The organism is Bacillus sp. SH5-2 (assembly GCF_008368905.1).
GTDB lineage: Bacteria > Bacillota > Bacilli > Bacillales > Bacillaceae_G > Bacillus_A > Bacillus_A luti.
On record NZ_QOSD01000001.1, the window covers coordinates 62,641 to 89,206 of the forward strand.

Below are 26,566 nucleotides of genomic sequence, written 5' to 3' on the forward strand. Positions count from 1 at the left end.
CAATTCAACTTGTACATGTTTCCCTTTATTTGTCACACACATATCCTATTTTGACCAAGACTATATTGTAAATGAGGTGACAACATGCCCATTACGAATCGATTTTCTACCACCACTAACGGCGCACTCGCTATTACAGGAAACACTTTAGGCTTAAGTAAAATTAGTAATCAAAACCGTGCTGGTACAATCGGGGCAATTGGTGCATTCGCAACTACAAATACTGCTTTACAAGTCCCTACTTTTCCTGCTGGTACAACATTAACCTATACACAAAATAGTTCTACCGCTATTTTAAATATACCTGCTGGTAGTACGATCCTTTACGCCGAACTCGTTTGGGGTGGAAACTATTTATCTCGTGATCAAAACATTACAAGTGTATTAGGAAACCCCGTTTCTTTTACAACACCTGTTTCAACATACTCGGTTACTCCTTCAGCTGTTACAGCTTCAAATCAAACTTTCGTTTCAAATTCTATTACATTTGGCTTTTACACTCGTTCAGCAGACGTAACAACTCTCATTCAAGCTGGAGGTTCTGGTTCCTATACTACAGGAGCTGTCCCTGGACTTGTAGATCCTATAGATGCTTCTAATGGAACAATTAATTCAGCTGGATGGACGCTTATCGTCGCTTATCAAAACGGGACATTACCCGCAAGAAACTTAACCATTTATGTAGCAGGCAACCGCGTTTCTGCAGAAACTGGTAGTGCCGATGTATCTGTCTCAGGATTTTTAACACCTTCAGGAGGACCTGTAAGCGGGCGATTATTTTTAAGTTCTACCGAAGGAGATGCTGATTTAACCGGGGATCAAGCTTTATTTGGACCCAATTTCAGTTCATTAAATGCTTTATCTGGGCCAAATAATGCTGTAAATAATTTCTTTGGTTCTCAGGTCAATAATGCTGCCGGAAACTTAGATACAACTGGGACATTTGGAACGCGAAATCAAAGTGCTTCTACAGGCACAAATATCTCCGCTGGTCGGCAAGGTTGGGACATTACTTCTATTGATATTTCTCCTTATTTAACAAATTCTCAAGTGTCCGCCGCAATCCGTTTAACAACTAACGGAGACGCGTATATGTTAAATACAGTCGGTTTACAAATCAACATAAATTCACCTAATATACAAGCAACGAAAAGCGTGAATAAAAGCGTCGCTGCAATTGGAGATGTCGTCACTTATACCGTTACTATCCCTAATACCGGGCTTCTTCCCGCCAATAACGTTATTTTTATAGATAATCTTCCTAACGGGACTTCCTTTATACCTGGCACTGTAACGGTAGATAGCGTACCACAAACAAATGCAAATCCTGCCGCTGGTATATCTCTTGGAACAATTAATAACAGTGTTTCTCGTACAGTAACTTTCCAAGCGACTGTCGTTTCTCTTCCAAATCCAAATCCGATTTCTAACACTGCTAATATTACATTTCAATATACACCAATTGCTGGAGGAACAACCTTTAACGGTCTTGCAACAAGCAACTCTGCAGGAACACAAATTAACCTCGCAGATATTAATGGAACAAAATCAGTTAACAAACTTTTTACCGATATTGGTGAAACGTTAACTTACAATATTGCCTTAGCTAATATAGGAAATATCGCTGCAACTAACGTTATATATACGGATCCGATTCCTAGCGGGACTACTTTCATTCCAGGGAGTGTAACTGTTAACGGGGTTACTCAAGCAGGAGCAAATCCTGCTACTGGTATATCAATTGGATCTATTGCTGCAAATTCTACTACTACTATTTCATTTCAAGTATTCGTTCCATCTATTCCCCAAACAAATCCAATATTAAATAGTGGTACAACGACATATCAATACATTCCTGTGCCAAATCAACCGGCAGTAAGCGGGACTGATACGACGAATATTGTCTCCAGTCAAGTGAATAACGCTACTGTAACAATGACGAAAGCGGTAGATAAAAATTTTGCAGATATTGGTGATACACTAACGTACACCGCTTCCTTTACAGGTACAGGTAATACGAATGCGAACAATGTTATTTTTACAGATGTCATTCCTACCGGAACAACTTTTGTTCTAAACAGTTTAACAATAGATGGCACGACACAAGTGGGCGCAAATCCCGCTAACGGTGTGAACATTGGATCGATCCCAACTGGTACAACAAAAAATGTTTCATTTCAAGTAGTAGTAAATACAATACCCGCGTCAAATGTCGTATCTAATGGATCAAGTGCTTCTTATCAATACACCGTCACCCCTAGCCAATCACCCGTTACAAAAAACATTTCTTCTAATCTCGTTTCCACTCAAATTAATAATGCGAATGTAACATTAACAAAATCAACAAACAAACAATTTGCTACAATTGGTGAAACAATCAGTTATACAATCCTTATTAAAAACAGTGGAAATACAGCTGCAACTAACGTACAACTAACAGATCCACTTCCAAACGGAACGATATTGACTCCTGGTACTGTAACACTAAACGGCGTTTTGCAAAATGTAGATTCTCTCGTTGCTTTACCTATCGGTACAATTCCTGGCGGAGCTACTTTTACCCTTTCTTTCCAAGTAACTGTCATCAATATTACCGCCCAAAATCCGATCATTAATAATGCTTTCGCTCCTTATTTATATACTGTAAATCCAAGTCTGCCACCAACTTCAAAAACAGCAAATTCTAATTCTGTTACATCTACTATTAGACTAGCAAACCTTCAAGCTACTAAATCTGTAGATAAAACGTTTGCAGAAGTTGGAGATGTATTAACTTATACCTTCGCTCTTACAAACAATGGAAATGTTACGGCGAACAATGTATTACTATCCGATGCAATTGCGAACGGTACTTCCTTTGTACCGAACAGTGTTATAGTTAACGGTGTTACTCAACCAGGCACAACACCAGCTAGCATCAATATTGGTAGCATCAATGCTAATACTACCATTACAGCTTCATTCCAAGTATTAATAATTAGTATCCCAAACCCAAATCCTATTTCAAATAGCGCTTCTATTTCCTATAACTTTATCGTTGATCCAAACGCTTCACCTGTAAGTAAGAACACTACTTCAACTACTACATTTACTCAAGTAAACGATGCAAATGTCATTTCAGCCAAAACAGTGGATAAAGGGTTCGCTACTGTAGGGGATGTATTAACTTATACCGTCGTTTTAACGAATGCAGGAAGTGTTTCTGCTAATAGTCCAACTTTCATAGATACAAATCCAGATGGAACTACCTTTATCCCAAACACTTTCCTTATTAATAATGTGCTACAAAATAACGCAGATCCGAACATTGGTGTTCCCTTGCCTGCCATTCCTGCAAACGGCTCAATTACCGTCTCTTATCAAGTAACTGTCACCTCTTTACCAACACAAAATCCAACAATAAATTCATCTAGTACACAGTATAGTTTTATTTTAAATCCAGGCGATCCCCCAACTATCGAAACATCTTTAAGTAACACTGTAAGTACACAAATCAACTTAGCAAATGTAGTTATTGTCAAACAGGTAGATTTAACTATTGCAGATGTTGGGCAACCAATCACATATACAATTGCTTTAGCTAACTCTGGAAATACTCCAGCAAATAATGTAGTTGTTACCGATATACTCCCTTCTGGCACAACTCTCGTACCGAATAGTACTTTTATAGGCGGTGCTTTACAGCTAGGCGCGGATCCAAGTATCGGTCTTCAAGTTGGTACTATTCCAGCAGGCGGAATTACAACAATTGTTTTCCATATTAGTGCAAATAGTTTACCTTCACCAAATCCAGTTCAAAACAGTGCTGCACTTCAATATAGCTTTATCGTCGATCCAGTTTTACCTGCTGTTGTGAGAAACGCTACTAGTAATATAGTAACTACACAAATTAATACTGCTAATATTGTTACTACGAAGCTAACGAGCACAAACTTTGCTGATATTGGTGATTCTATAACGTATACAACTACTTTAACGAACAACGGAAATATTTCTGCTTCTAATGTAACGTTTACTGATATCATTCCAGCCGGCACTAGCTTCATTCCTAATACAGTAACGATTAATAATGTCCCTATAGCCAATGCAAATCCTGCTAACGGCATCTTGATTGGTACAATAGGTGCGAATTCATCACGTACTATTGCATTCCAAGTTTTTGTACCAACTATCCCTGCTGTAAATCCGATTATGAATCAATCAAGCACTTCATTTCAATATACGTACGATCCAGCCAAACCAGCTGTAGCGCAGATGGTTGCTTCTAACACTGTACAGACAACTATTAATAACGCCTCTATTACCGCTGTAAAATCTGCTGACAAACAGTTTGCCAATATAAATGATATTATTACGTACACGACTACTTTAACGAATAATGGGAACGTTCTAGCATCAAATGTAATTTTTACAGATGTTATTCCAAACGGGACATCGTTTATTCCTAATAGTGTAACAGTAAACGGCAATACACTCCCTAATACAAACCCAGCAAGTGGAATTGCAATTGATCCAATAAACCCTAATACAAGTTCAACAATCTCATTTCAGATAAAGGTAAACTCCATACCTAGTCCAAATCCAATCCCGAATCAAAGTAATACAACATACCAATATATCGTAAATCCTAACTTACCTCCTGCTTCCGCCAATGCGCTAAGCAATCTAATAACAACTCAAATTAATAACGCTACAATCACCGCTACGAAGTCAGTGAATACACCGACAGCTGCAATTGGTGATATCGTTACTTATACGATTGCAGTTACGAACACAGGGAATATTCCTGCTAGTGCTACAGTTTTAACAGATGGACTCGGTGCAGGCGCTTCATTTGTCCCAAACTCTGTAACTATCGATAATATTCCGCAGCCAGGGTTAGATCCATCACTTGGTATTCACTTAGCAGATATTCCACCAGGAGATACTGTATTCATTACTTTTCAAGCACAAATTTTAGCGATACCACCTAGTGGTACAGTAACAAATAATGCTCTTGTAAATTATGAATACTCCGTGAATCCAAACCAATCACCCGCTGTTGATAGTACAATTACAAATACAACGGTTACTCCAATTATTGATGCTACTTTAGTTTTAAATAAAAATGCGAGTACAACTTTCGCTACGATTGGTGATACGATTACATTCACTTCATCTATTACAAACACTGGAAATACTACTGCAAACAACATTGTTTTTACAGACACAATTCCAAATGGTACTGCCTTTGTCCCAAATAGCTTTAAGATAAATGGTGTAACTGTCCCGAATGCAAATCCACAAAACGGTATCAATATTGGTAACTTGAATGCAAATGCATCGATTACACTCAGTTTTCAAGTAAACATTACAACACTTCCAAACCCTAATCCAATTCCGAACAAATCATCGCTTCAATATAGCTTTATTGTTGATATAAATGAGCCGCCTGTTTCACGAACAGTTCAATCCAATAAAACCTTTACACAAGTAAATACTGCTTCCGTTATCGCAACAAAAACTGCAAGCAGTGCATTTGCTGCTGTTGGAGATACAATTACGTATACAACTACCCTCACTAATAGCGGAAATACTACCGCAAATACACCTGTTTTTATAGATATATTACCTAATGAACTTTCATACGTTCCTGACAGCGTACAAATTAACTCCATTCCACAACTTGGATTTAGGCCAGATAATGGGGTGCCTTTAGACTCAATTCCAGTTGGAGGATCGGTAACAATTAGCTTTCAAGCTATTGTTGGCTCAATACCAGCTACAAATCCAACGTTGAATCAATCTAACACAACATACTCTATCATTGTTGATCCTACCCAGCCGCCAGTGACAGAAACAGCTACAAGTAATCCAACTTTAGTTCAAATTAACGAAGCAATTATTCAAGCAACGAAAAGTGTGGATCGACTATTTTCTGACATCGCACCTGGAAATTCATTTTTAACGTATACTGTTTTATTGAAGAATATCGGGAACGCGACTGCTACTCATATCATTTTTACAGATCCGATTCCAAATAATACAGTATTTATAGAGGATAGCGTTCGAGTAGGTGGGGTTTTATTACCTGGAGTAAATCCAGCGAACGGAATACCAATTGGGGATATTATTGCAGGAGATTTTATAAACGTTACCTTCCGTGTGCAAGTAGTTAGCATCCCAAATCCTATTTTTACAATCGGACCTGGAGGACCAAACTCACCAGTTGTAAACGGCGCTTCCATTGATTATCAATTTATGACAGGACCTAATTTACCACTTGTTTCACGAAATACGACATCTAATTCTGTTTCGACACAAATAAATTCTGGAGAAATTGTGGCAATCAAATCTGTAGATAAAACTTTCGCAACGATTGGCGATACAATTTCTTATACCATTACATTAAGTAACCCTGGAAATGTCACTTCGCAAAATATAATTTTCACAGATATTTCACCTGAAGGAACAACATTTATTTCCGGAACTTTGACAAATGATTCTGGTACACAGCAAATTGGAAATCCAGCTAGTGGCATTCAGATTGGAAATATAAATCCAAGCGGAACGGCCGTTATTACTCTCAATGTACTTGTTACAAACATTCCAAGTATAAATCCAATTACTAATTTTAGTTTTGTACAATTTCAGCATATTGTCGATCCAAGTCAACCAGTTATCACTCAAACCGCTTCATCGAATACCGTTACTACGACAATAAATAGCGCAATATTAACTACCACAAAAAATGCTGATAAATCCATTATTTCTGTTGGCGATACAATTACGTATACATCTACTATTACAAATACAGGAAATACAACAGCAACGAATATTACATTCACAAGCGCTATTCCAGCTAACACTACATTTATACCAAATTCCTTCACAATCAATGGTATGCAGCAATTTGGTGCACGGCCAGCGCTCGGAGTAACTATACCAAATATCGCCCCTGGCGCAACAGTAACTGTTACTTTCCAAGTAAATGTTCTTTCTGTACCCCCTTCAAGTTCAATTATGGGGAACGATACAATTTTATACTCTTATACTGTTGATCCAAGCGCAGCTCCTATTACTACTTCTACTTCAACGAATATCGTTACAAACCCTGTATTAGATGCTATGATAACGATGGTAAAATCGGTCGATCAAACAATTGTAACACTAGGTGATACCATTACCTATACTACAATTTTAACGAATAATGGCAATACAAATGCAACGAATATTGCTTTCACTGATCTTATACCAGATGGTACAACGTTCATTCCGAATAGTGTCACAATCAATGGCAGTACACACATCGGACTCGATCCTAATACAGGTATAACAACCGGATCAATTGCCCCTAACAGCTCAATATCTATAGCATTTCAAGTTACCGCTACTTCGACTCCTGTTCAAAATCCTATTGCCAATGCGGCTACTGCTTCTTACTCATTTATCGCTGATCCAAATGCACCGATTGTTTCAAGAACTGCTACTTCAAACACTGTATTTACTACAATTAATACCGCTACAATTCTTTCATCAAAGCAAGTGGATAAAACCTATAGCCAAATCGGAGATACAATCACCTATACCGTCGCTTTAACAAACAACGGAAATTCCTCCGCACAAAATGTTATTTTTACAGATACCGTGCCAAGCGGAACCACATTTATTGCAAACTCATTTTCTATTAATGGAATTCCTCAAATTGGTGCGAATCCAACAAACGGTGTAAATATTGGGCTTATAACAGCTGGGTCTACAGTAAATATTTCCTTCCAAGTAAACGTAACCTCCTTCCCAACTGAAAATACCATTGTAAATTTCTCATCGACATCGTATCAATTAGTCTCACCACCTGATGCAGAAACTTCTATTAGTAATCCTGTTTCCACGCAAGTTACAGAAGCTATATTATCCATGACGAAAAATGAAAGTGTATCCTATGCAGATATTGGGCAAACTGCTTTTTACACTACTTCTATTACCAATGTAGGCAATACCGATGCAACTAATATTGTATTCACAGATGTATTACCAAGTGGACTCACATTTGTTCCTAACACATTAACCGTCGATGGCGTTTTACAACCTAACGCGAATCCAAATACAGGTGTATTACTTGCAGCACTTCCACCAAATGAAATATATAGTATCGTCTTTCAAGTTACAGTTAGCAGCATTCCACCTATTAATCCAGCACCGAATACAGCATCAACGACATATGAGTTTACTGTTGATCCTGTTAACCCTCCAGTGTCGAGTTCAGCTACTTCCAACACTACGCTTCTTCAAATAAATAACGCAAATATTATAAGTACAAAAACAGCAGATCTTACCTTTGCGGATGTTGGTAATACAATAACATTTACACTTAACCTCCCTAATACCGGGAATGTGGCTGCAACTGATGTTACCGTTATCGATATACTAGATAGCAATTTAAGTTTCGTTCCAAATAGTTTCACAGTTAATGGGCAAACCATTCCAAATGCTGATTTATCTACTGGTGTAAATATCGGTTCCATTAATGGTGGTAATACGGCAATCATCACATTCCAAGCAACTGTTACTACACTTCCTACACTTAATCCTATTTCTAATTCTGCTTCTATCACATATCATTATGTCGTTGATCCTAGCCAGCCATCTATTACAACTTCTAATCAATCTAATACAACAACCACACAAATTAATAGCGCTATCCTTACTGCACAAAAAAATTTAAATGTGTCAACAGTAGATATTGGGCAAGATATTATCTACACCGTTACAATTACAAATAGCGGCAATGTTAGTGCAACAAATGTTATTTTTACCGACCTTATTCCAGACGGAACTTCCTTTGAACCCCATAGTTTTACACTTAACGGAACTAGCATCCCAAATGCAGATATCATTACAGGCGTCCCAATTGGTGATATCGCGCCAAACCAATCTGTCATTGTGGCATTTAATATTATCGCAGATGAAATCCCGCCTATAAATCCAATTACCAATCAAGCTAGCGTTAACTTTCAACATATCGTTAATCCGGCTAATCCACCAGTTTCAAAAAACATTACTTCTACTACTGTTTCAACAAAAATCGAAAGTGCAATTTTAAACACGATTAAAATCGGAGATAAAGCTTTTGCAACGATTGGTGATACGATTACGTATACAACTACGATTACGAATACAGGAAATATTCCAGCTAACAACGTTGTTTTCTCAGATCCTTTACCATCATGGACACAATTTGTGACAGGATCAGTTGTTGTTGACGGTACTTCATTACCATCCGCTTCTATCATTGACGGTGTTGGCATAAATACAATCAATCCAAATCAAACTGTAACAATCATATTCCAAGTTCAAATTGTAAGCAATCCAACAACATTCACTCCTGAACTTCAAAACTTAGGATTTGTGAACTTCCAATATAACGTAGGCAATGCATTACAGGCTCAGCCTGGCAACGTGGAAACGAATGTCTTCGTTACTTCTATTAATTCAGCAATACTTTCAGCTGTAAAAACTGCTAGTACAGCCTTTGCAAATATTGGAGACACGATCACTTATACCGTTTTAATTCAAAATAGCGGCAATACAAACGCTACGAGTGTAAATTTCTCAGACCTCATTCCAGCAGGAACGACCTTTGTTGAAAATAGTTTTGCTTTAAATGGGAATACCATTCCAGGTGCAAATCCAAATAACGGAGTTAATATCGGAACCGTTAGCGCGGGTAGTTCCTTAGCTGTTACTTTCCAAGTCATAGTTACATCTACTCCACCTTCAAATCCAATTACAAACGTTGCATCTATTCAATACGCATTCATCGTTGATCCGGCAGCGCCTCCTGTTACAGGCACAATAAATTCTAATAGCGCTTCAACACAAATTAATAACGCGACTGTTACAACTGTTTTAGAAGCAAATCGAACAATCGTATCTATCGGAGATGTAATTACGTATACAGCAACATTAACGAATACTGGAAACTTCCCTGCAAACTCTGTATTACTCATTAACGGCATTCCTGAAGGAGCATTATTTGTTCCGAATAGTGTTACACTCAACGGGATTTCACTTCCAGATGCAAGTCCAACTCTCGGTATTCCAGTTGGTATTATAGCACCAGGTGATTCTGCTACTATTACGTTCCAATTTCTTGCAAGCTCTATTCCACCGCAAGGAGCAATTATAAATCAAGCACTTACAAGTTACACATATATTGTCGATCCGAGTCAACCTCCAGTTACAGCAACCTCCTCATCTAATACGGTTAGTACATCTGTCGTCGATGCATCGTTATCCGCAATTAAAAATACAGATTCTCTCGTACAATCTACTAACGGTACAATCACTTACACCGTAGTCATCCAAAATAACGGGAATACAACTGCAAATACAGTTACTTTAACAGATTTAGTCCCAGAAGGAACTGCATTTATTCCGAATAGCGTAACCATTAATAGCGTTTCTGTTCCAGCTGCCAATCCTAACGTAGGAATACCATTAAACTCCATCGCGCCTTCAGACATCATCACCATAACATTCCAAGTTATCGTTCAATCCATTCCAAGCGTGAATCCAATTTCTAATACAGCCCGTATTGACTATACTTTTATCGCCGATCCAACTGCTCCTATCATCTCTCGAACAATTACGTCTAATCCAGCGTTCACACAAATTTCGGATGCGAATGTTCTTTCTTTAAAAGCAGTCAATGCACAACAAGCAACAACAGGTGATATTTTGACCTATACGATAACGCTAGCGAATACCGGAAATATTCCTGCTACGAATCTCATATTTTCAGATACTATTCTAGAAGGAACTACATTCGTAGAAAATAGTTTTACACTTAACGGAACAGCTATACTTGGTGCAAATCCAAATGCAGGTGTTACTTTGCCTAACCTAGCAGCAAACGCTATTCACCTTATTTCGTTCCAAATTCTTATTAACGATCCATTCTCGCAACAATCGATTACAAATCAATCCAATACAACCTATACAATTCAACCAGATCCAGGGCAACCACCTATTACGGAAACATCTACAAGTAATATCGTCATTACAAATTTCGTGCAAGCACAATTGACAATTACAAAAACATCCAATCCAACAACTGTAGATATTGGTGGAACGATCCATTATATTTCTGAAGTGAAAAATATCGGAAACGTTGACGCAATAAATACTATTTTCACAGATTCTATTCCGGCTGGTACTACATTCGTTCCAGATACTGTCACAATTAACGGTGTCTTGCAGCCAGGTGTAAATCCAGAGAATGGAATACCGATTGGAACGATTCCATCAAACAATTCCAAAACAATACTATTTCAAGTACAAACTAATAATCCACCAACTGAAACCGAAATTATAAATCAATCATCTGTAAATTACCAATATGTAAGTATCCCTACAGCTTCACTAGTAACTCGCTCTGCAAATTCTAATATCGTAACAACATCACTTCAAAATGCAAATATTATTTCTGTTAAACAGGCGGATGTTACTTTCGTTGCCATCGGGCAAAATATTACCTACACAAATACACTACAAAATATTGGAACTGTTCCAGCTAACAATACGGTGTTCATTGACAACATTCCAGAAGGCACTATTTTCATTGAAGATAGCTTATCAATAAATAATGTGATTCAGCCTGGCGCGAACCCTGAAAATGGGGTTACTCTCGGCACGATACAACCAAATGAAACAGTCACTATTTCATTCCAAGTACAACTTACAAATATACCTCCTGGCAATACAGTCATTAATATTTCAGACACTTCGTACGAATACCAAATTGACCCTAGTTCTCCAATTATTCAGCGTAGATCGTTATCAAATGCAGTAAATACTGAAGTCCGTACAGCAAATGTTAGTGCAATTAAATCCGCTAACAGATCTATTACTCGCATCGGTCAAATCATCACATATACAGTCGCAGTTACAAACGCTGGTACAGTACCTATTACAAATACTCTCCTAATTGACGCAATTGCTGCTGGCACCACATTCATTCCAAATAGCATTCTTGTAGATGGCATACCAAGACCTAACGAAAATCCAATTACCGGAATCACCCTTAATATTATCCTTCCAAACAATACAATTATCGTTACGTTCCAAGTAAATGTAGTCTCTATACCACCACAAAATAACATTAGTAATATCGCCGTCATTCACTACGAGTATCGACCAGACCCAAGCACACCACCAATTTCAGAAACGACCTCTTCCAATGCTACAAATATACAATTTATTGATGCTATTCTTATCGCTACAAAATCCGCTAATACAGTATTAGCTAACATTGATGAAATCATTGAATATACAGTACTCATTCAAAATAACGGAGCCACTACAACTAACTCCATCTTTTTTACAGATACGATAGAGGATGGAACAGTATTTCTCCCGGGAAGTGTAATAGTTAACAATACTGCATTTCCTGCAGCAGATCCGAATATCGGCTTTTCCATCCCTAATATCGCATCAGGTCAAATGGCTACAATAACCTTCCAAGTTTCCGTTACGAATTTACCTGCTGTAAATCCAACACCTAATACTGCAAACATCGTCTACGACTTTATTTTCAACCCTGACTTTGCACCAATTCAAAAATCGACTACTTCCAACACTACTTTCGTTCAAATTAATGATGCTGATATCGTTTCACTTAAAACTGTTGATTTGACTTCTGTAACGATTGGCGATGTTTTAACTTATACAACAACTTTAACGAATACAGGGAATACGGATGCCACTGCTGTTGTATTTACAGACAATATTCCTGGTGGAACTACCTTTATTGACGGTAGCGTTTTAGTAAATAATATTCCGCAACTTAACGCCAATCCAAGTACCGGTATACTTGTAGGAACGATTGCTCCTAACATTTCTATCCCAGTCACATTCTCTGTTACCGTCGTAGATTTTCCGGCTAGCATTCGCATTCAAAATCAATCAACTTCTCGTTATACGATAAATAATGAAGAACAAGTATCGACTAGTAATATTACCTTAACTGAAGTCATTTCTGCCAATGTAATTGCGACCAAAACTACACCTATCCAATACGCTGACCTACAAACGATTATCCCTTACACAATTTCCATCACAAACAATGGGAATATACAAGTAGAAAACATTATCGTTACAGATATCATCCCAGCAAATACGAGCTTTATAGAGAACAGTGTTATTGTGAATGGAAACGCTCGTCCAAATGACACTCCACTTAGCGGTATACCAATTGATAACATTCCGCCTAATACGACAGCAACTATTCTATTCCAAGTACGGGTTACTTCGATTCCGCAAACAAATCCAATCTCTAACACGAGTACAATTGAATATCAATACACGGTACCGAATCGACCACCTATTAACGAAACTATCATTTCGTCTGCTGCCACAACAGAAATTAATCACGCGAATTTGAATAGTAATAAAGTTGTTGATCTTGCATTTGCGACAGTCGGTGATACGTTAACGTATCAGATTACGCTAAATCAAACTGGTAATATTGCAGCAAATGATGTAGTCATTCAAGATATGATTCCTCAAGGTACTACGTTTATAGAAAATAGCGTTATTGTAAACGGAGAAACTCTTCCAGGAGTTAATCCAGTAAGTGGCATACCAATTGGCACTATACTTGTTGGCGGAGATGTTATCGCTTCATTCCAAGTTTCTGTGACTTCTATCCCAACGCCTAATGAACTCAACAACAATGCAATTACTACCTTTAACTATATAGTCAACCCAAATAACGCACCTGTTACGAATACAACTACAACAAATACTGTCACAACGACTGTCCAAAATGATAATGTCTTTGCTATTAAGTCTGTTGATGTAACGAATGCCTTACCTGGTCAAACTTTAACGTATACAATTACGATTACGAATAGCGGTAATGTAACGATTGAAGATCTTTTCGTAATAGACACCGTACCAGTAGATACAACCTTCGTTACTAGTAGTGTTACGATTAACGGAATCAATCAGCCTAATGCGAATCCTGAAAACGGTATTCCGTTAGGCAATCTTGCTCCTAATGAAGATATTATTATTACGTTCCAAATAACAATATCTTCATCTACTCTTCAATCTGCAATCAATAATGATGCTTCTGTTTCCTACACTGTTACCATCGATCCAACCGAACCGCCTATTACAATTACAAAGCAAACAAATATCGTTACAACAACAATCGTTGATCCAATGGTTCTCATTGAAAAAACAGCTGACAAATCTATCGTCGTTATAGGAGATACTATTACATTCACATTAGAGATAGTTAATCATTCCCCAATTCCTACAGTAAGTACTTCCGTTTTAGATATGATTCCAGCTGGTACAACATTTATAGAAAATAGTGTAACAATTAACGGTACCCAAATCCCTAATATTCGTCCTGACACCGGTATGAATATCGGCGCTTTACCTGCTGATTCGGTAGCAATGATAACATTTGAAGTTCTCGTCACTTCTCTTCCTTCGAACAATACGATTATCAATTCCGCAACAGTTACAGCAGCTTTCCAATTGACACCACAGGATCCAATTATTACTTTCATCGTTAATTCAAACATTGTCCGCATACCAGTTCAATTTATTACTGCAGCAGTAATAAAAAATGCTTCTGTCAGCTCAGCTTATGTAAATCAATATTTTGATTACACGGTTCAAATTACAAATACTTCTAACATTTCACTTATAAACGTTTCTTTACAAGATACCATTCCAGCAGATTTACAATTTATGAATGGAACTGTCTTGATTAATGGTGAACGCTCTCCACTAGCAAATCCGAATGTCGGTTTCCTAATCGCTACTCATTTGGAACCAAATGAAACAATTATCGTGTTATTCACAGTACAAGTGATAAGTCCACCTGTTAATAATGAATTTAAAAATACGGCCAATATTTCGTTACAACTTCAAGTCTCACCTACTGACCCACCAATTACAGTAACCGTTACAAGTAACGAAAACATCGTCACCTTTATTCCCGAAAATCCAGATGAGACACTTCCAAATTTAAATTGCTTCTTTGACGGTGAACGTTTTATACGCATTACTCCTCGAAATATACGAAATTACATTTGGATTTGGTGGCGGTAATCAAAAAAATAAAAAGCTTGTAGTTTGGATACTCTCCAAATTACAAGCTTTTTTCACGAACAAAATTATAATACTCAATTACTAGTAGCGCTATATGCTACATGTCGTTTCTCAATCCGTTCTTCAATTTCTTTCATATTTTCCTTATTAGTTAGTAGAGATTGTTTATTTTCTATTAATAATTGTTTAAAGGATTTTCTCATTTTTTTTCGCATTTTCATTTTCCTCCTTGGGGGATGGTTTATATAAAAGATAAAGAATTATCTGTGTGTTCTTATAATAATTGATTGTTGTGAATTCCATTTGAACTTCACATGAAAATTTCGTTTATTTTCTGACAACTTTGTGAACAAAAAAGAAAGGCCGATTAAAAATATTTAATCGGCCTTTCTACTTCTTATAACATATTTATTAATATTTCAGGTCTTCCCCAATTCATTTCTTCACAAACGAATCTAAGTTTTTCTTCATCCATTGTGTGTAATCCTTCTTCTAGTGAACATGAAATAGGAACTTCACAATGAATTTGTGCTAATTGTAATGAAATATTTAAGTTCTCTAAATCACTTTCAATCTTCGTACGTTGCGCTTTCGTTAATGATTCCACATTTTCTAGTACAGCGGATACTGTTCCATGCTCTTGAATAAGCTTATACGCTGTTTTTTCACCGATACCTTTTACACCTGGATAATTATCGCTCGTATCTCCCATGAAAGCTTTCGCATGAACGATTTGCCACGGTTCCACACCTTTCTCTTCCATGATTTTCTCTGGTGTGTAATACTCGTAATTTCCTATTCCTTTACGCAGAAGCATAACTGTAACGTTCTTATTAACAAGTTGAAGTAAATCTGTATCACCTGTTAAAATATAAACTTCTGCTTCATTGCAGTATTGTTTTGCAAGCGTACCGATACAATCATCTGCTTCATACCCTTTCATACCGATAACCGGAATAGATAATTTAGCAGTCATTTCTTGTACTAAATCAAATTGCGGAATTAATTCTTCTGGCGGCGCTGCACGATTTGCCTTATAATTTGAGAACGATTCTGTTCTAAATGTCGTACTTCCCATATCCCAGCATGTTACGATATGTGTCGGTTCAATTGCTTGCATAGCTGTTAATAAATGTTTCATATAACCATGAATCCCGTTCGTCGGGGTACCATCTTGTCGTTTCATAAATTGTCCGTAGACACTTGTTGCATAAAAAGCACGAAATAATAGTGCCATACCATCAACTAATAATACCTTTTTCATAATCCCTCTCCTACCAAAAAATAATAACCCCACGTTATGACGTAAGGTTATATAAATAGATTACCATTCTACGTTTTTTCAACTTTGTCTATTATACATTGTTTTTGTATATTTAGCATCATTTACACATTAAGACATTCTACTACTACAAGTATGAAGAATTCCTGCATACGTATTTTTCCCAGTCGAAACAACGACAGCCTTTGCATTTCCGCCAACAATATATGTCCCTTTGAAACACACGTTTTCAAGTTCAAGTGGATTATAGTCTTTCATTCGTTTTAAAGGAATAAATCGTTTACGCTCAAGATGATAGCAACTTTCAAATTTCTCAACACTTGCATCGTTTCCTGTTAGGACAGATTCATTTACTAATAAATCATTCGCATAAATGATACGTACATCTGCTGGTACTGTATCACCTTCTGAAAGAAAAATCATATCACCAGGAACAAGCTCTTGTACTGGCAAATTCATCATTTTCAATTCACCGTTTAAACCTGTTACACTCGAACATTCTACTCGAGACACAGTAATTTTCTCACATTGTAATCCATCACGCACATGTTGTTTTGAAAGACCTGGAATCATTCCGCTTAGTTTTATCATTACTTCTGCAATACGTGCTCTTTTTGAAATCAATTCATTTCGACCGTATACTTGAATACGCTTTTGCGCTTCTTTCATGGATAGGCCGTCTCTAGTTGTTTTAAAATACGCAAATACAGATTTCACATCTCTTGTTGCGATTTCAATTAATAAATCTTTATTTTTTTGAAGCATTGTTTGTTCTTTCATTGATTTTTTACTTAGTTTATATGATGTGTTACCCACAGTTTTGTTTGCATATAACATATTATCGTCTCCTCCTTTACAACATAGGAAGAAACGCTTTGTTTCTCAATTTATCCACTTTATCGTGAAAGTGTTTAGCGCTTAAATATGTAAATAAACGCTACATTATGATAAATATAGAGGGAGGAACAAGTCGTTTCCTGCCTACATCATATATTTTTGATTTGAAGTATATGGGTAACGGAACCGAGTCAGAATTCGACATGCTCCTCACCTCCTCGTTTATTTTTATAGTTTATACTATGAAATTACTCATAGATTGGTAACAAAAAAGACCCCTACTCTTAAGAGAGTAGCGGCCATTACATACACAAATAAGAGATTTCTAATATCATTAGAAATCTACAGACCTCTCCCTCGTCGAGTTTTAGCACTGTATAGCATAGGTACATTACCAGCTACGTTAAGAAAAACCTTAATTCGATCATTCCTGTTGACCCATTGGCGTCTCTCGACATTTTTGGGCAGTAGCATTTCTCTATACAGGAGCCTCACCTAACAGAGACTTATTTTCATTACATAGAAAATGTTACTCTTATTTAAAATAGATGTCAACAGTAGCCTACAATTTTTTCGAAAGGGATGGTAAAACTACATACAAACTAACGTAAAGTTTTTAATACGTTATACAACCAGCAATTACAATCCCAATTGCAAGCGATAAAAACATAAGAAAAAGGCCGACCGCTTGATTATCTTCTTCGAGACTTTTGTTTATATTAAAGCGTGGTGTAAGCCACTCAGCTAAATAAAAGACAATAATTTGAGCCAAGATCCCAACAGCTCCCCATGAAACCATATCAAGAAGTGAAATGGAATTAGCTGCTGTCGAATATAAAACAATTGCTAGCCCAAGTAATCTTCCTCCCAGCACATAGCTTACCGCCTTATTTCCTTGAGCCATTAACTTAAATTCCTTTACTTTCGTTGTCACTTCCATTAGGAAGAGACCAACGCCTAAAAGTCCGAGTGTTACTGCTAAATATAATAAAAAATTAATCATTTTTTTCCTCCTTTTTCATACCTACCGGTAAATAGTACGATTCATTCCCCGTAATTTTTTCCCCAGCGCGAATACCGATACTACTCGCTTTTCCAGCGATTAAAAACGAACCAAACACATACGATAATTTCTCCATTCCTTTTTCAGTTTCCAAAAATATGACTGGAAGTTCTGTATACTTTTGAAATATCGGAAGTGACGATTTATATGTTTGATGTACATTTTGAATCATAATATTTTTTTCCTTATCACGAATTGTAATTGTGTCTCCTTCTCTACCAAATGAAGGCTTTTGGACGAAAGAACCTTTTCCTAAAAATAAATCTGGTTCTAAATAAGTAGGTAACATATATTCTTTAATCCACTGTTGTTCCTCACGTGTATAAAAAGCCCCTTCTTCTGCTAATCCCCAAATAAGACACTGAATTGATTTTGGCTGAAGTAAAAATGCTGACAAAGGATTTATGATAAAAAGCTTTCCCGCTTTTACAAGTTGTAGCAGTTCCACACCTACTAAATCTCCTGTTTCAGGATCTTGATCCTCAACTAAATCTTCTACCGGATATGTTTGGCGATATAAAACATCAATCTGCACTCCATCCCTATCCACTAAAGCATCCTTTGTAATTCTAAGTTCTGACATTGGCACTACTTTATTTTCAACATGGCATAGCTGACTCAAATATATAGTCGTATTCCAATCCTCTATATGCTCATGATGTGCTGTAAAAACAACATTTGGATTATCTATTCCCTTTATCGCTTCCATTACGGCTTTTGTAACACCAGAAGAAAGTAATCGTTCTTGACCCAAATTTGGATCATCATAGCCTAACTCTTCACAAATTTCCCCATTCATTTGAAAGCATTCCATAATAAAAGTTGGTGTATCGCTGTTAAACTCAAGCATTTTAATTTGGTTATCACCTGTTAAGACGAAATCAAATCGTGAAATAACAGATTCAGGATACAGCCCTTTTATTCTAATAAAAGGTAGGCTTGCAGGTGGAAAACCAAACTCTAGAAGCTGCTCGTCAGATAAACTCCGAAGAATTCTAGCAGTCTTAAAAAATATTTTCCCCATTCGTTCAGTTGCTAATTGTATTTGTCTCACAGTTTTTTCTGTTATTGAAAAAACATGAAACAAACTATACTCACTTTCATATAAATCCGACCAAAAATTTGGATATTTCGCATAAAATTCTTTTCGTTTCTTTATGTATTGCGACATATTTTATCCTCCGAATCCACCCTTCGAACCACTTCCAATTCCACCTTTAAATTCGGAAGAAGATTGGTACGATTTAAACGCTGATGAATTTTTGAAAGTGGATTTATTTTTATAGTATGTTCCGCCATAAAAGTAATGTCCTCGATAACCTGAACTACTATCATCACACTGCCATACCCCAAGTTCATCATCCCAATCCCAATCAGAACAACTGCCATCATTCGGTTCGGGGGGAACATCTTGTGCACAGCCAAATAAGGTGCCCGTCATTAAAGACGTTAACACACCGCCTACTAGCCATTTCGTTTTTGTCACCTTCGCACTCCCCTTTATAAAATATATTTCTATTATATAAGAAGCCATGATAAAGTAGAAGAAAAAGGAAGAAGAGGGATAAAATGCGCTTAGAATATCGGCTCAACGATGAAACAAACGGGTACCCTGCTTTATGGAACTACGCAAATATTTCTAACTCTGAAATCATCGCACGCATGACTTGTGAATATTTTATAAAAGAGAAAAATACATATGTTGTTACTGCAACTTCGGTAGATCCAGATGGAACGGTAGTTATATATATTCAAAAAGAAGTTTTTGCAAATGATCCTTCAGATCCTACATACTCCCATATAGGTTTTGAAATTAGAGAGCTCAGAGAAACGAGCTCAAGCATAGTTGATAGTAAAGATGTATGGAACTATGAAGAACTTTTACCTTCCCTTCATTCAGATATTATATATATTCAGCGCGACGGCATACATATGGAGTTCGCCTTAGATTCAAGAGAGATTGATGAAGACAGAAAGTGCTATATTTATTATGGAAACTTCACAGGTGAATCAAGATAACATTGACATTTTTATGCAACAAAAAAACCTTACGTATAAAACGTAAGGTTTTTATATAGTCCCACATATGCCGTTCTCTCTAGATGTCCATAAACCTGCTCTCACAGGTGGATGCTCTCACAAATGTTTGTAACTTCCCTCTTAAAAAGATGGCATGTTAGCTACATTTAAATATTGAACTTCCATATTAAACTTATTGGTTTAAGACATGCATAAGCTACGTACACCGTAGGAATTGTATATAAGTTTAGTTGAAATAAGACCCCCGCACGTGCCGCTCCTCGTAAATGTCCAAAAACCCGCTACTCGCAGGTGGATGCCCTCACAGTTACCGTACATCTTCCTCCACAAGGAAGGCTTGATGATGGTCGCTAAATATTGAGCTTCCGTATAACTAACATCGGTTTTAGACATAAATAAGTTACGTACACCGCAGGATGTATTATTTACTTGTCGTTATATTATCACATTGTTTCCAATGTGTAAAATACAATCTTTTTCGAGCAATCTCTTGCTTGTGACCTTATTTTAATACAAATTTTTTTCGCATGCAAGTGATTAATCTTCTTCTTTTGCAATTTGATTTTCTGGATAAGAAATCCAATCACTCCAGCTACCTGCATACAATTTAACATTTTTGAATCCAGCTAATCTCAATGCAAGGATATTTGGACACGCTGTAACACCAGAACCACAATACACAATTGTTTCCTTATCTCTTGAAAGATTTTGGAATCGCTCCTGTTGCTCAGCTCCATTTTTAAAATGTCCTGATTCTAGCACTCCATCCTTCCAAAAATAGTTTACTGCTGTCGGAATATGTCCTGCTTTCGGATCAACAAGTTCCTCTACACCAGCATAACGTTTCGGTTCTCTAGAATCAATTAACGTAACATCTGCACCTGCATGGATATTTTCTCTGACCGTTTCCATCGATACAAGCATATGACCTTGTATGTTTGCTCTGAATGTTTTTCGTATAACAACAGGAACTTCCGCTGTTATATGTAATCCATTCTCTTTCCAAGCAGGAAATCCGCCGTCTAATATATATACTTTCTCATGTCCTACATAACGGAGTAACCACCATAAACGAGAAGCATTTGCGCCAGCTTGACTGTCATACGCAATTACTGTCGTATGTTCATCAATACCAGCTTGTGAAAGCTTGTCTGCAAACTCTTCAATATTCGGTAATGGATGGCGACCACCATGTTCTGTTACAGGACCTGATAAATCTAAATTCAAATCAAAATATAACGCATGAAGAATATGTTCTTCCTCATACTTTTCTCTACCCCAATTAGGATTCGCTAAATCAAAACGACAATCGATTATACGGACGTTCTCATCTTCTATATGCTCACGTAACCATTCGACTGTAACTATCATCTTTAACGACCTTCTTTCTCTTGCAAACGACTTACATACTCCATAACCATTTCTTCTGTAACATATTTACGCTGTAGTGTGACACCATTTTTTGCAAGATCATTAATTTGCTTCGTTACAACATTAATGACATCAACCGAAAATTCTTTCCCATTTGACGCAAGAGATACGGCTGCTTCAATAGCTGCTTCACGCTGCGCATCTAATTGTAAACATGCTTTTACACTTTCATTTTGTTTACGAGAATGTGCTGTAATTGCTTTATGTACTTCCATCTTCTCTTCCCCCTAATAAATAAGTTATACTTTCTCATTCAATTCCATTGCAAGTCGAATCATATCACGACATACAATCCCATTTTCAATAATCTCTTCTTCATAATGCTTCGAAAAGTAATCAAAATCAATAGAAAAAATACGAAATCCACATTTTTGATATAAGGCAAGCTGTGAAACACTAGAATTACCCGTACCAACTTCAAGTTTAGACATACCATATCCTTTAGCAGTTTCTACAGCATGCTTCAATAGCTTCTTTCCAATCCCTTTTCCTTGCAAATGCTCTACAACCGCAATATTCATAATTTCCATCGTCTTCGGCCTTGTTTCCAAAAGAACATATACACCGACAACTCGGTCCTCTTGCTTAGCTACATATGTTAATCCTCTTTGCACATATGTATTAATTTGCTGTTCACTCGGATCAGCAAGTAGCAATAAAGATTTCGGTATAGCTTCTTTTGAAATATTCTCTATTACAACAGGCATAAAAATTCCCCCTTCTCTATTGTTCTAAACCCTCCTTGTCTACCATAAGTAATAGAAAGGAGGGATTCACCATGGACAACAATGAGAAAAAGTGCAACGTCATCTCTATTGATGGAAAGAAGAAGAAAAGCGACTCGTATTCCTATCCAAAATTAGTAGTAGAAAACAAAACATATGAATTTTCTTCATTCGTCTTATGCGGTGAAACACCAGACGGCAGACGACTCGTTCTTACTCATATGATTTCTACTGATGAATTTGCAGGGTTTGTAAAATCTTTAGATACTGTACTACAAAAGAAAATTGAACGAATATTTTTCTCATAACAACTATTTAACATAAATTTCTTTTTCAATTTCTACTAACTGATTTTGCAGTTGTTCTTTACTTTGTTCATATAGTGATACATCAATCGTTTCAGCCAATGCAAATAATATACTTTCATAATAATTCATTACATCTTGCTGCATCACTGTTTGGAATAAATTCCATTTTACATCCCACTCTTGCTTATAATGATGAACAAATAAATCTTTTTCATCTGCTACATAGTTTGATACGAACGGTTCTAATACCAATTTTGCGTCCTCTTGCATAAGAGCTTTATCATTTTTTTCAAAAAAGCTTTTCTCATTTTTGAAATGTGCTAGTGCTTTTTTGAAATCTTTTATTTCAACTGAAGGGAACGGTTCTTTATGTGTAATATCTTTATATTCATACTCCACTGTTCCACTCATAGAAATTGATTCATTTTCTACTTTGCAGTTCACTACAATTTCATCCTTTGCACGCTTCATCGCTTCATCTATCCACTTTTCAAGGCGTAATGATGTCGCACGCATTTCTTGTAATAAATCATGCTGAATAAATGCTACTAATTCCATAACGCACTGTTGTAACTGCACTTTTACATTTCCATCTGTTCGAAGTGACGCTGGATTAATAAATTCAGTAAACACATCGTTATAGCGTAGGAATAAGCGTTGTTGCACGTAATAAAGTAATTCTTTCACTTCATTTTGCATCGCTTGTTCTTCAGCTAGCACGCTATATGATGAAATGATATGAAGTAGCTGATCACGCTCTGCTTCATATTTTTTTGTTTGCTTCTCTTTTTCATCATTCCCCTGCTTTGCACCGTTTATCATATTGACAAGGAGATGATTTGCTCCTTGTAATGCGCCATATAGAGCATGCACAGACACAAGCATTAAATCTCTCATCATAAATGACGTGAACGATTCTTCAAACTTAGCAATTCCAGAGTTTTGTAAAATACCGTACTTCTCTTTTTCTATATTCATTCCTTGTTTCTCTTCAAGCGCACATAAACTTGAAATTGCAAATAAACGCGGATTTCTAATACCGTATTGCAGTAGCTGATCTGCGATGTAACCTTTTACCATTTCAAGTTCTTCCTCAGACTGTGCTAAATCAGCGGCATTAATTAAGAAGAACATTTTATCAAGTGCAAAAGTATCCTTTACACGACCGAGCTGAATTAAAAATTCACGATCAGCACGTGAAAACACATGGTTATAATATGTTACAAATAAAATAGCATCTGCATTTTTAATGTATTGGAAGGCAACGTCCGTATGACGTGCGTTAATAGAATCCGCTCCTGGCGTATCTACAAGCGCTACCCCCTGCCTTGTTAAAGCACAATCATAATAAAGCTCCATATACTCAACAAAACATGATTTTTCCTCATTTGCTACATAATCAGAGAACTCTTCTAATGTAACTTGTACTTGTTCTCCTAAATGAGTAGAAACTGCATCATATCCTTTTTGTACCGCTCGTAAAAAGCTAAATGTTGTTTTTTGCTTCCCGCTTGGTGACGGATATTTTATAATTTTTTCGATTTGCGATAACGCTTCTTCTAACGTATTAATTTCATAATGAAACAGCTTATAAACAGCTTTCATATCTTCTAATAGCGCCTGTTTTGATTTAAACTGAACAATTACTGTTCCGTGTGGTTTTTCCTCTGTGACTGGCAAAATTTGATTAATCGTTGCCGTCGTCGGATTTGGTGAGACAGGAAGCACCTTATCACCTAGCAATGCGTTGGCAAATGATGATTTCCCCGCACTAAAAGCTCCGAATAATGCTACTGTAAATTGTTTCGTTTCCACACGGCGTCTTTTTTCTATTACCTCTTGCTGTACATGCTTCAGTGCAGGCAATGGTTCTAATATTGTTTCAGCTTTTTTTACTTTTTCTAGTATACGTTGAATATTTAATACTGCCGTTCCTTTCAGCTCTTCCTCACGATCCATTACGTTACCACTTACGACTTCTTGCTCTTGTAGTGTGAATTTCTCACTAACAATTTGTTTTTTATTTTGCAATATCTCATCTATTTGCAATCCTTCTGGTGTAGCAATATGATCATGCCAAATGTTTTGTAAATACCCCTCATATTCCTCGAAATCATTACTGTATTGAACTTGCGTTTCTTTCGCCGTTTGCACCATCGTGTATGTTTCAATTTCTTCTTCAATACGAGCAACTGCTACCTTCACCTTTTGCTTTAAAACTACCGCACTCTTATCAAAAATTTGCTGTGCTTTTATAAAATAACGCTTCTTCAGTTCATTCGCTACATCCGCTGTATAAAGAAGTAAGTAATCACCAGTGAAACCGGCGCCTTGTTTAATTACTTCAGCCAACATTTCTGGTCCAAAAGCAATCTCTAAAGCATATATGTCTTTTCCAATTTCCTCTGTGAACAATCCTTCTTCTTTTAAGAAAGCTACAATAAATTCTTTCACATGAAAATCAAGTTGCGTTTCAACAGTCTTTTGCAAAGCAGAATAAAATGCTTCTAAACGTCTCTGTTTTTCTTGTTCCGTTTTCCCTTTCGCAAATAACAAACCAACTTTAAATTTCGTTAATTTCGTTTCTAAATACGCATTTGCCATTTCTCTCATTTCAAATGGCATTAAATACGCGTTATCTAATATAGCTTGCAAACCTTTTATAAATTCGTTTCTCACATAAGATTCTTTACTAGCCTCACGATTTTTAGTTTCAGTTAGCTCTTCCTTTTTTTCAACTACCTCTGCAATCGAAAGTGGTGATGCTAACTCTTCCTCATATTTCAAAAGATGCTTTTCATTTTCAGAAAGAATGAACGAGAAATGTTCTCCCAATAAATATTCTGTTTCTCTTTCCATTCCATTTCTTACATACTGTTCTTTTTCTTCCATAATAGAAGTTATTAACGCTTCTAAGTTCCCAATTTCATTATGTGGATGGTTCATCATTCTTAATGACGTATAATAAACACCATCTACTTCAATATCCCAGTTAGAGAACGATTGTTTTACACTATCCTGATAATTCTCAAACGATAATTCATTTTCTTTATGTTTATCTATTTGGTTTACAACGAGATAAACCGTTTTATTACGTTGTTTCAATTCTTTAACAAATTGCAAATTCACTTCCGATTGGACATGGTTATAATCCATCATATAGAAAATAACGTCTGCTAAATGAAGTGTCGATTCTGTTGCTAGTTGATGGGCATCATCTGTTGAATCAATCCCCGGTGTATCAACTAGCATAACCCCTTCAGGGATTGGCGCATCATTACGGTAAATATGAACACCAATTACCTCATCACCGTCTTTACAAATTTGTTTTAATTCTTCAGCTGAATATGCACCATCATACTCATACTGTTCTCCAGATTTAACTGTTACAACAACACGATCCATTCCTTTTTCAATCTTGACAACGTTAGCGCTCGTCGGAATCGGACTTGTTGGTAATAACTGCGCTTTATATAGATGATTCATCATCGTTGATTTCCCTGCAGAGAAGTGACCGCAGAACGCTATCATAAGCTGTTCTTGTTTATATTTTTGAATTACTTCAAACAACTTTAAGCTATTCTCTGCATCGCCGTGTTTTTGCCACTCTTCATAAAAACAAACAAGTTTTTTCATACCGTTTGTCTGTACTATGTTTGTCATCCCCTTGTTCCCCTTTATCCAAGATGTATATACTTTATCCCGCTATTTGCAAACTAATAATCAGTAAAAGATGAACCTCTCCACTCATTACAGTTTCACTTTACTA

Annotated in this window: 13 protein-coding genes, 2 other RNA genes and 1 riboswitch; of the genes, 3 read left to right on the forward strand and 12 right to left on the reverse strand. The window is 36.6% G+C overall.

The window, feature by feature from the left end; genetic code table 11:
• Window positions 1–84: 84 nt before the first annotated feature.
• Window positions 85–15,111 carry a DUF7507 domain-containing protein gene (locus DN410_RS00380; RefSeq protein ID WP_149174880.1) on the forward strand — a complete coding sequence of 5,009 codons (15,027 nt, stop codon included), beginning with the start codon at window positions 85–87 and terminating at the stop codon, window positions 15,109–15,111.
• A gap of 74 nt (window positions 15,112–15,185) precedes the next feature.
• Here DN410_RS00380 and DN410_RS00385 read toward each other — a convergent pair whose 3' ends face one another.
• The 6 genes from DN410_RS00385 to DN410_RS00410 form a co-directional block, all read right to left on the reverse strand.
• A complete protein-coding gene (locus DN410_RS00385; protein ID WP_001227801.1) occupies window positions 15,186–15,326 on the reverse strand; it encodes an FbpB family small basic protein in 141 nt (46 codons plus the stop codon).
• Between the two features lie 182 nt (window positions 15,327–15,508).
• On the reverse strand, window positions 15,509–16,375 hold the full coding sequence (locus tag DN410_RS00390) for a 5'-3' exonuclease (protein WP_149174881.1): 867 nt from the start codon (window positions 16,373–16,375) through the stop codon (window positions 15,509–15,511).
• A gap of 129 nt (window positions 16,376–16,504) precedes the next feature.
• The gene (locus DN410_RS00395; protein WP_149174882.1) at window positions 16,505–17,230 is read right to left on the reverse strand and encodes a P-type ATPase actuator domain-containing protein; all 726 of its coding nucleotides are present in this window, start codon (window positions 17,228–17,230) and stop codon (window positions 16,505–16,507) included.
• Window positions 17,231–17,576: 346 nt separating this feature from the next.
• Window positions 17,577–17,740: riboswitch (M-box (ykoK) riboswitch) on the reverse strand.
• A 106-nt stretch (window positions 17,741–17,846) separates the two neighbouring features.
• Window positions 17,847–18,233, reverse strand: coding sequence for a DUF350 domain-containing protein (locus tag DN410_RS00400; protein WP_088231533.1), 387 nt, complete (start codon window positions 18,231–18,233; stop codon window positions 17,847–17,849).
• Window positions 18,226–19,464 carry a glutathionylspermidine synthase family protein gene (locus DN410_RS00405; protein WP_149174883.1) on the reverse strand — a complete coding sequence of 413 codons (1,239 nt, stop codon included), beginning with the start codon at window positions 19,462–19,464 and terminating at the stop codon, window positions 18,226–18,228. The genes DN410_RS00400 and DN410_RS00405 overlap by 8 nt, the downstream gene beginning before the upstream one ends.
• 3 nt (window positions 19,465–19,467) lie before the next feature.
• Window positions 19,468–19,779 (reverse strand): hypothetical protein, encoded by a 312-nt coding sequence (locus DN410_RS00410; RefSeq protein ID WP_149174884.1) that lies wholly within the window; start codon window positions 19,777–19,779, stop codon window positions 19,468–19,470.
• Between the two features lie 83 nt (window positions 19,780–19,862).
• Here DN410_RS00410 and DN410_RS00415 point away from each other — a divergent pair, with 83 nt between their 5' ends.
• Complete coding sequence (locus DN410_RS00415; RefSeq protein ID WP_149174885.1) at window positions 19,863–20,312, forward strand: hypothetical protein; 450 nt, start codon at window positions 19,863–19,865, stop codon at window positions 20,310–20,312.
• Window positions 20,313–20,366: 54 nt separating this feature from the next.
• Here DN410_RS00415 and ssrS (DN410_RS00420) read toward each other — a convergent pair.
• The 5 genes from ssrS (DN410_RS00420) to DN410_RS00440 all read right to left on the reverse strand — a co-directional run bounded on the left by ssrS (DN410_RS00420) (window position 20,367) and on the right by DN410_RS00440 (window position 22,471).
• Window positions 20,367–20,550, reverse strand: a non-coding RNA gene (ssrS, locus tag DN410_RS00420) — 6S RNA.
• Between the two features lie 21 nt (window positions 20,551–20,571).
• Window positions 20,572–20,754, reverse strand: a non-coding RNA gene (gene ssrS / locus DN410_RS00425) — 6S RNA.
• A gap of 116 nt (window positions 20,755–20,870) precedes the next feature.
• Entirely contained in the window at window positions 20,871–21,704 is an 834-nt protein-coding gene (locus DN410_RS00430) for a sulfurtransferase (RefSeq protein WP_149174886.1), read from the reverse strand.
• A 2-nt stretch (window positions 21,705–21,706) separates the two neighbouring features.
• Window positions 21,707–21,979 carry a YpbS family protein gene (locus DN410_RS00435; RefSeq protein ID WP_000451820.1) on the reverse strand — a complete coding sequence of 91 codons (273 nt, stop codon included), beginning with the start codon at window positions 21,977–21,979 and terminating at the stop codon, window positions 21,707–21,709.
• A 24-nt stretch (window positions 21,980–22,003) separates the two neighbouring features.
• On the reverse strand, window positions 22,004–22,471 hold the full coding sequence (locus tag DN410_RS00440) for a GNAT family N-acetyltransferase (RefSeq protein ID WP_097949070.1): 468 nt from the start codon (window positions 22,469–22,471) through the stop codon (window positions 22,004–22,006).
• Window positions 22,472–22,542: 71 nt separating this feature from the next.
• On the opposite strand from DN410_RS00440, the gene DN410_RS00445 reads away from it, so the two are divergent.
• Entirely contained in the window at window positions 22,543–22,797 is a 255-nt protein-coding gene (locus DN410_RS00445) for a DUF3931 domain-containing protein (RefSeq protein WP_000369735.1), read from the forward strand.
• 3 nt (window positions 22,798–22,800) lie between these two features.
• On the opposite strand, the gene DN410_RS00450 is transcribed toward DN410_RS00445, so the two are convergent.
• Window positions 22,801–26,460 carry a dynamin family protein gene (locus tag DN410_RS00450; RefSeq protein ID WP_149174887.1) on the reverse strand — a complete coding sequence of 1,220 codons (3,660 nt, stop codon included), beginning with the start codon at window positions 26,458–26,460 and terminating at the stop codon, window positions 22,801–22,803.
• Between the last annotated feature and the right edge of the window lie 106 nt (window positions 26,461–26,566).

Bases quoted from the DNA above. Each gene is read 5' to 3' on its own strand.
- DN410_RS00400 (WP_088231533.1), bottom strand. From the start codon at position 18,233: ATGATTAATTTTTTATTATATTTAGCAGTAACACTCGGACTTTTAGGC.
- DN410_RS00440 (WP_097949070.1), bottom strand. From the start codon at position 22,471: ATGCCTGTTGTAATAGAGAATATTTCAAAAGAAGCTATACCGAAATCT.
- DN410_RS00435 (WP_000451820.1), bottom strand. From the start codon at position 21,979: ATGGAAGTACATAAAGCAATTACAGCACATTCTCGTAAACAAAATGAA.
- DN410_RS00385 (WP_001227801.1), bottom strand. From the start codon at position 15,326: ATGCGAAAAAAAATGAGAAAATCCTTTAAACAATTATTAATAGAAAAT.
- DN410_RS00395 (WP_149174882.1), bottom strand. From the start codon at position 17,230: ATGTTATATGCAAACAAAACTGTGGGTAACACATCATATAAACTAAGT.
- DN410_RS00445 (WP_000369735.1), top strand. From the start codon at position 22,543: ATGGACAACAATGAGAAAAAGTGCAACGTCATCTCTATTGATGGAAAG.
- DN410_RS00450 (WP_149174887.1), bottom strand. From the start codon at position 26,460: ATGACAAACATAGTACAGACAAACGGTATGAAAAAACTTGTTTGTTTT.
- DN410_RS00430 (WP_149174886.1), bottom strand. From the start codon at position 21,704: ATGATAGTTACAGTCGAATGGTTACGTGAGCATATAGAAGATGAGAAC.
- DN410_RS00415 (WP_149174885.1), top strand. From the start codon at position 19,863: ATGCGCTTAGAATATCGGCTCAACGATGAAACAAACGGGTACCCTGCT.
- DN410_RS00390 (WP_149174881.1), bottom strand. From the start codon at position 16,375: ATGAAAAAGGTATTATTAGTTGATGGTATGGCACTATTATTTCGTGCT.
- DN410_RS00405 (WP_149174883.1), bottom strand. From the start codon at position 19,464: ATGTCGCAATACATAAAGAAACGAAAAGAATTTTATGCGAAATATCCA.
- DN410_RS00380 (WP_149174880.1), top strand. From the start codon at position 85: ATGCCCATTACGAATCGATTTTCTACCACCACTAACGGCGCACTCGCT.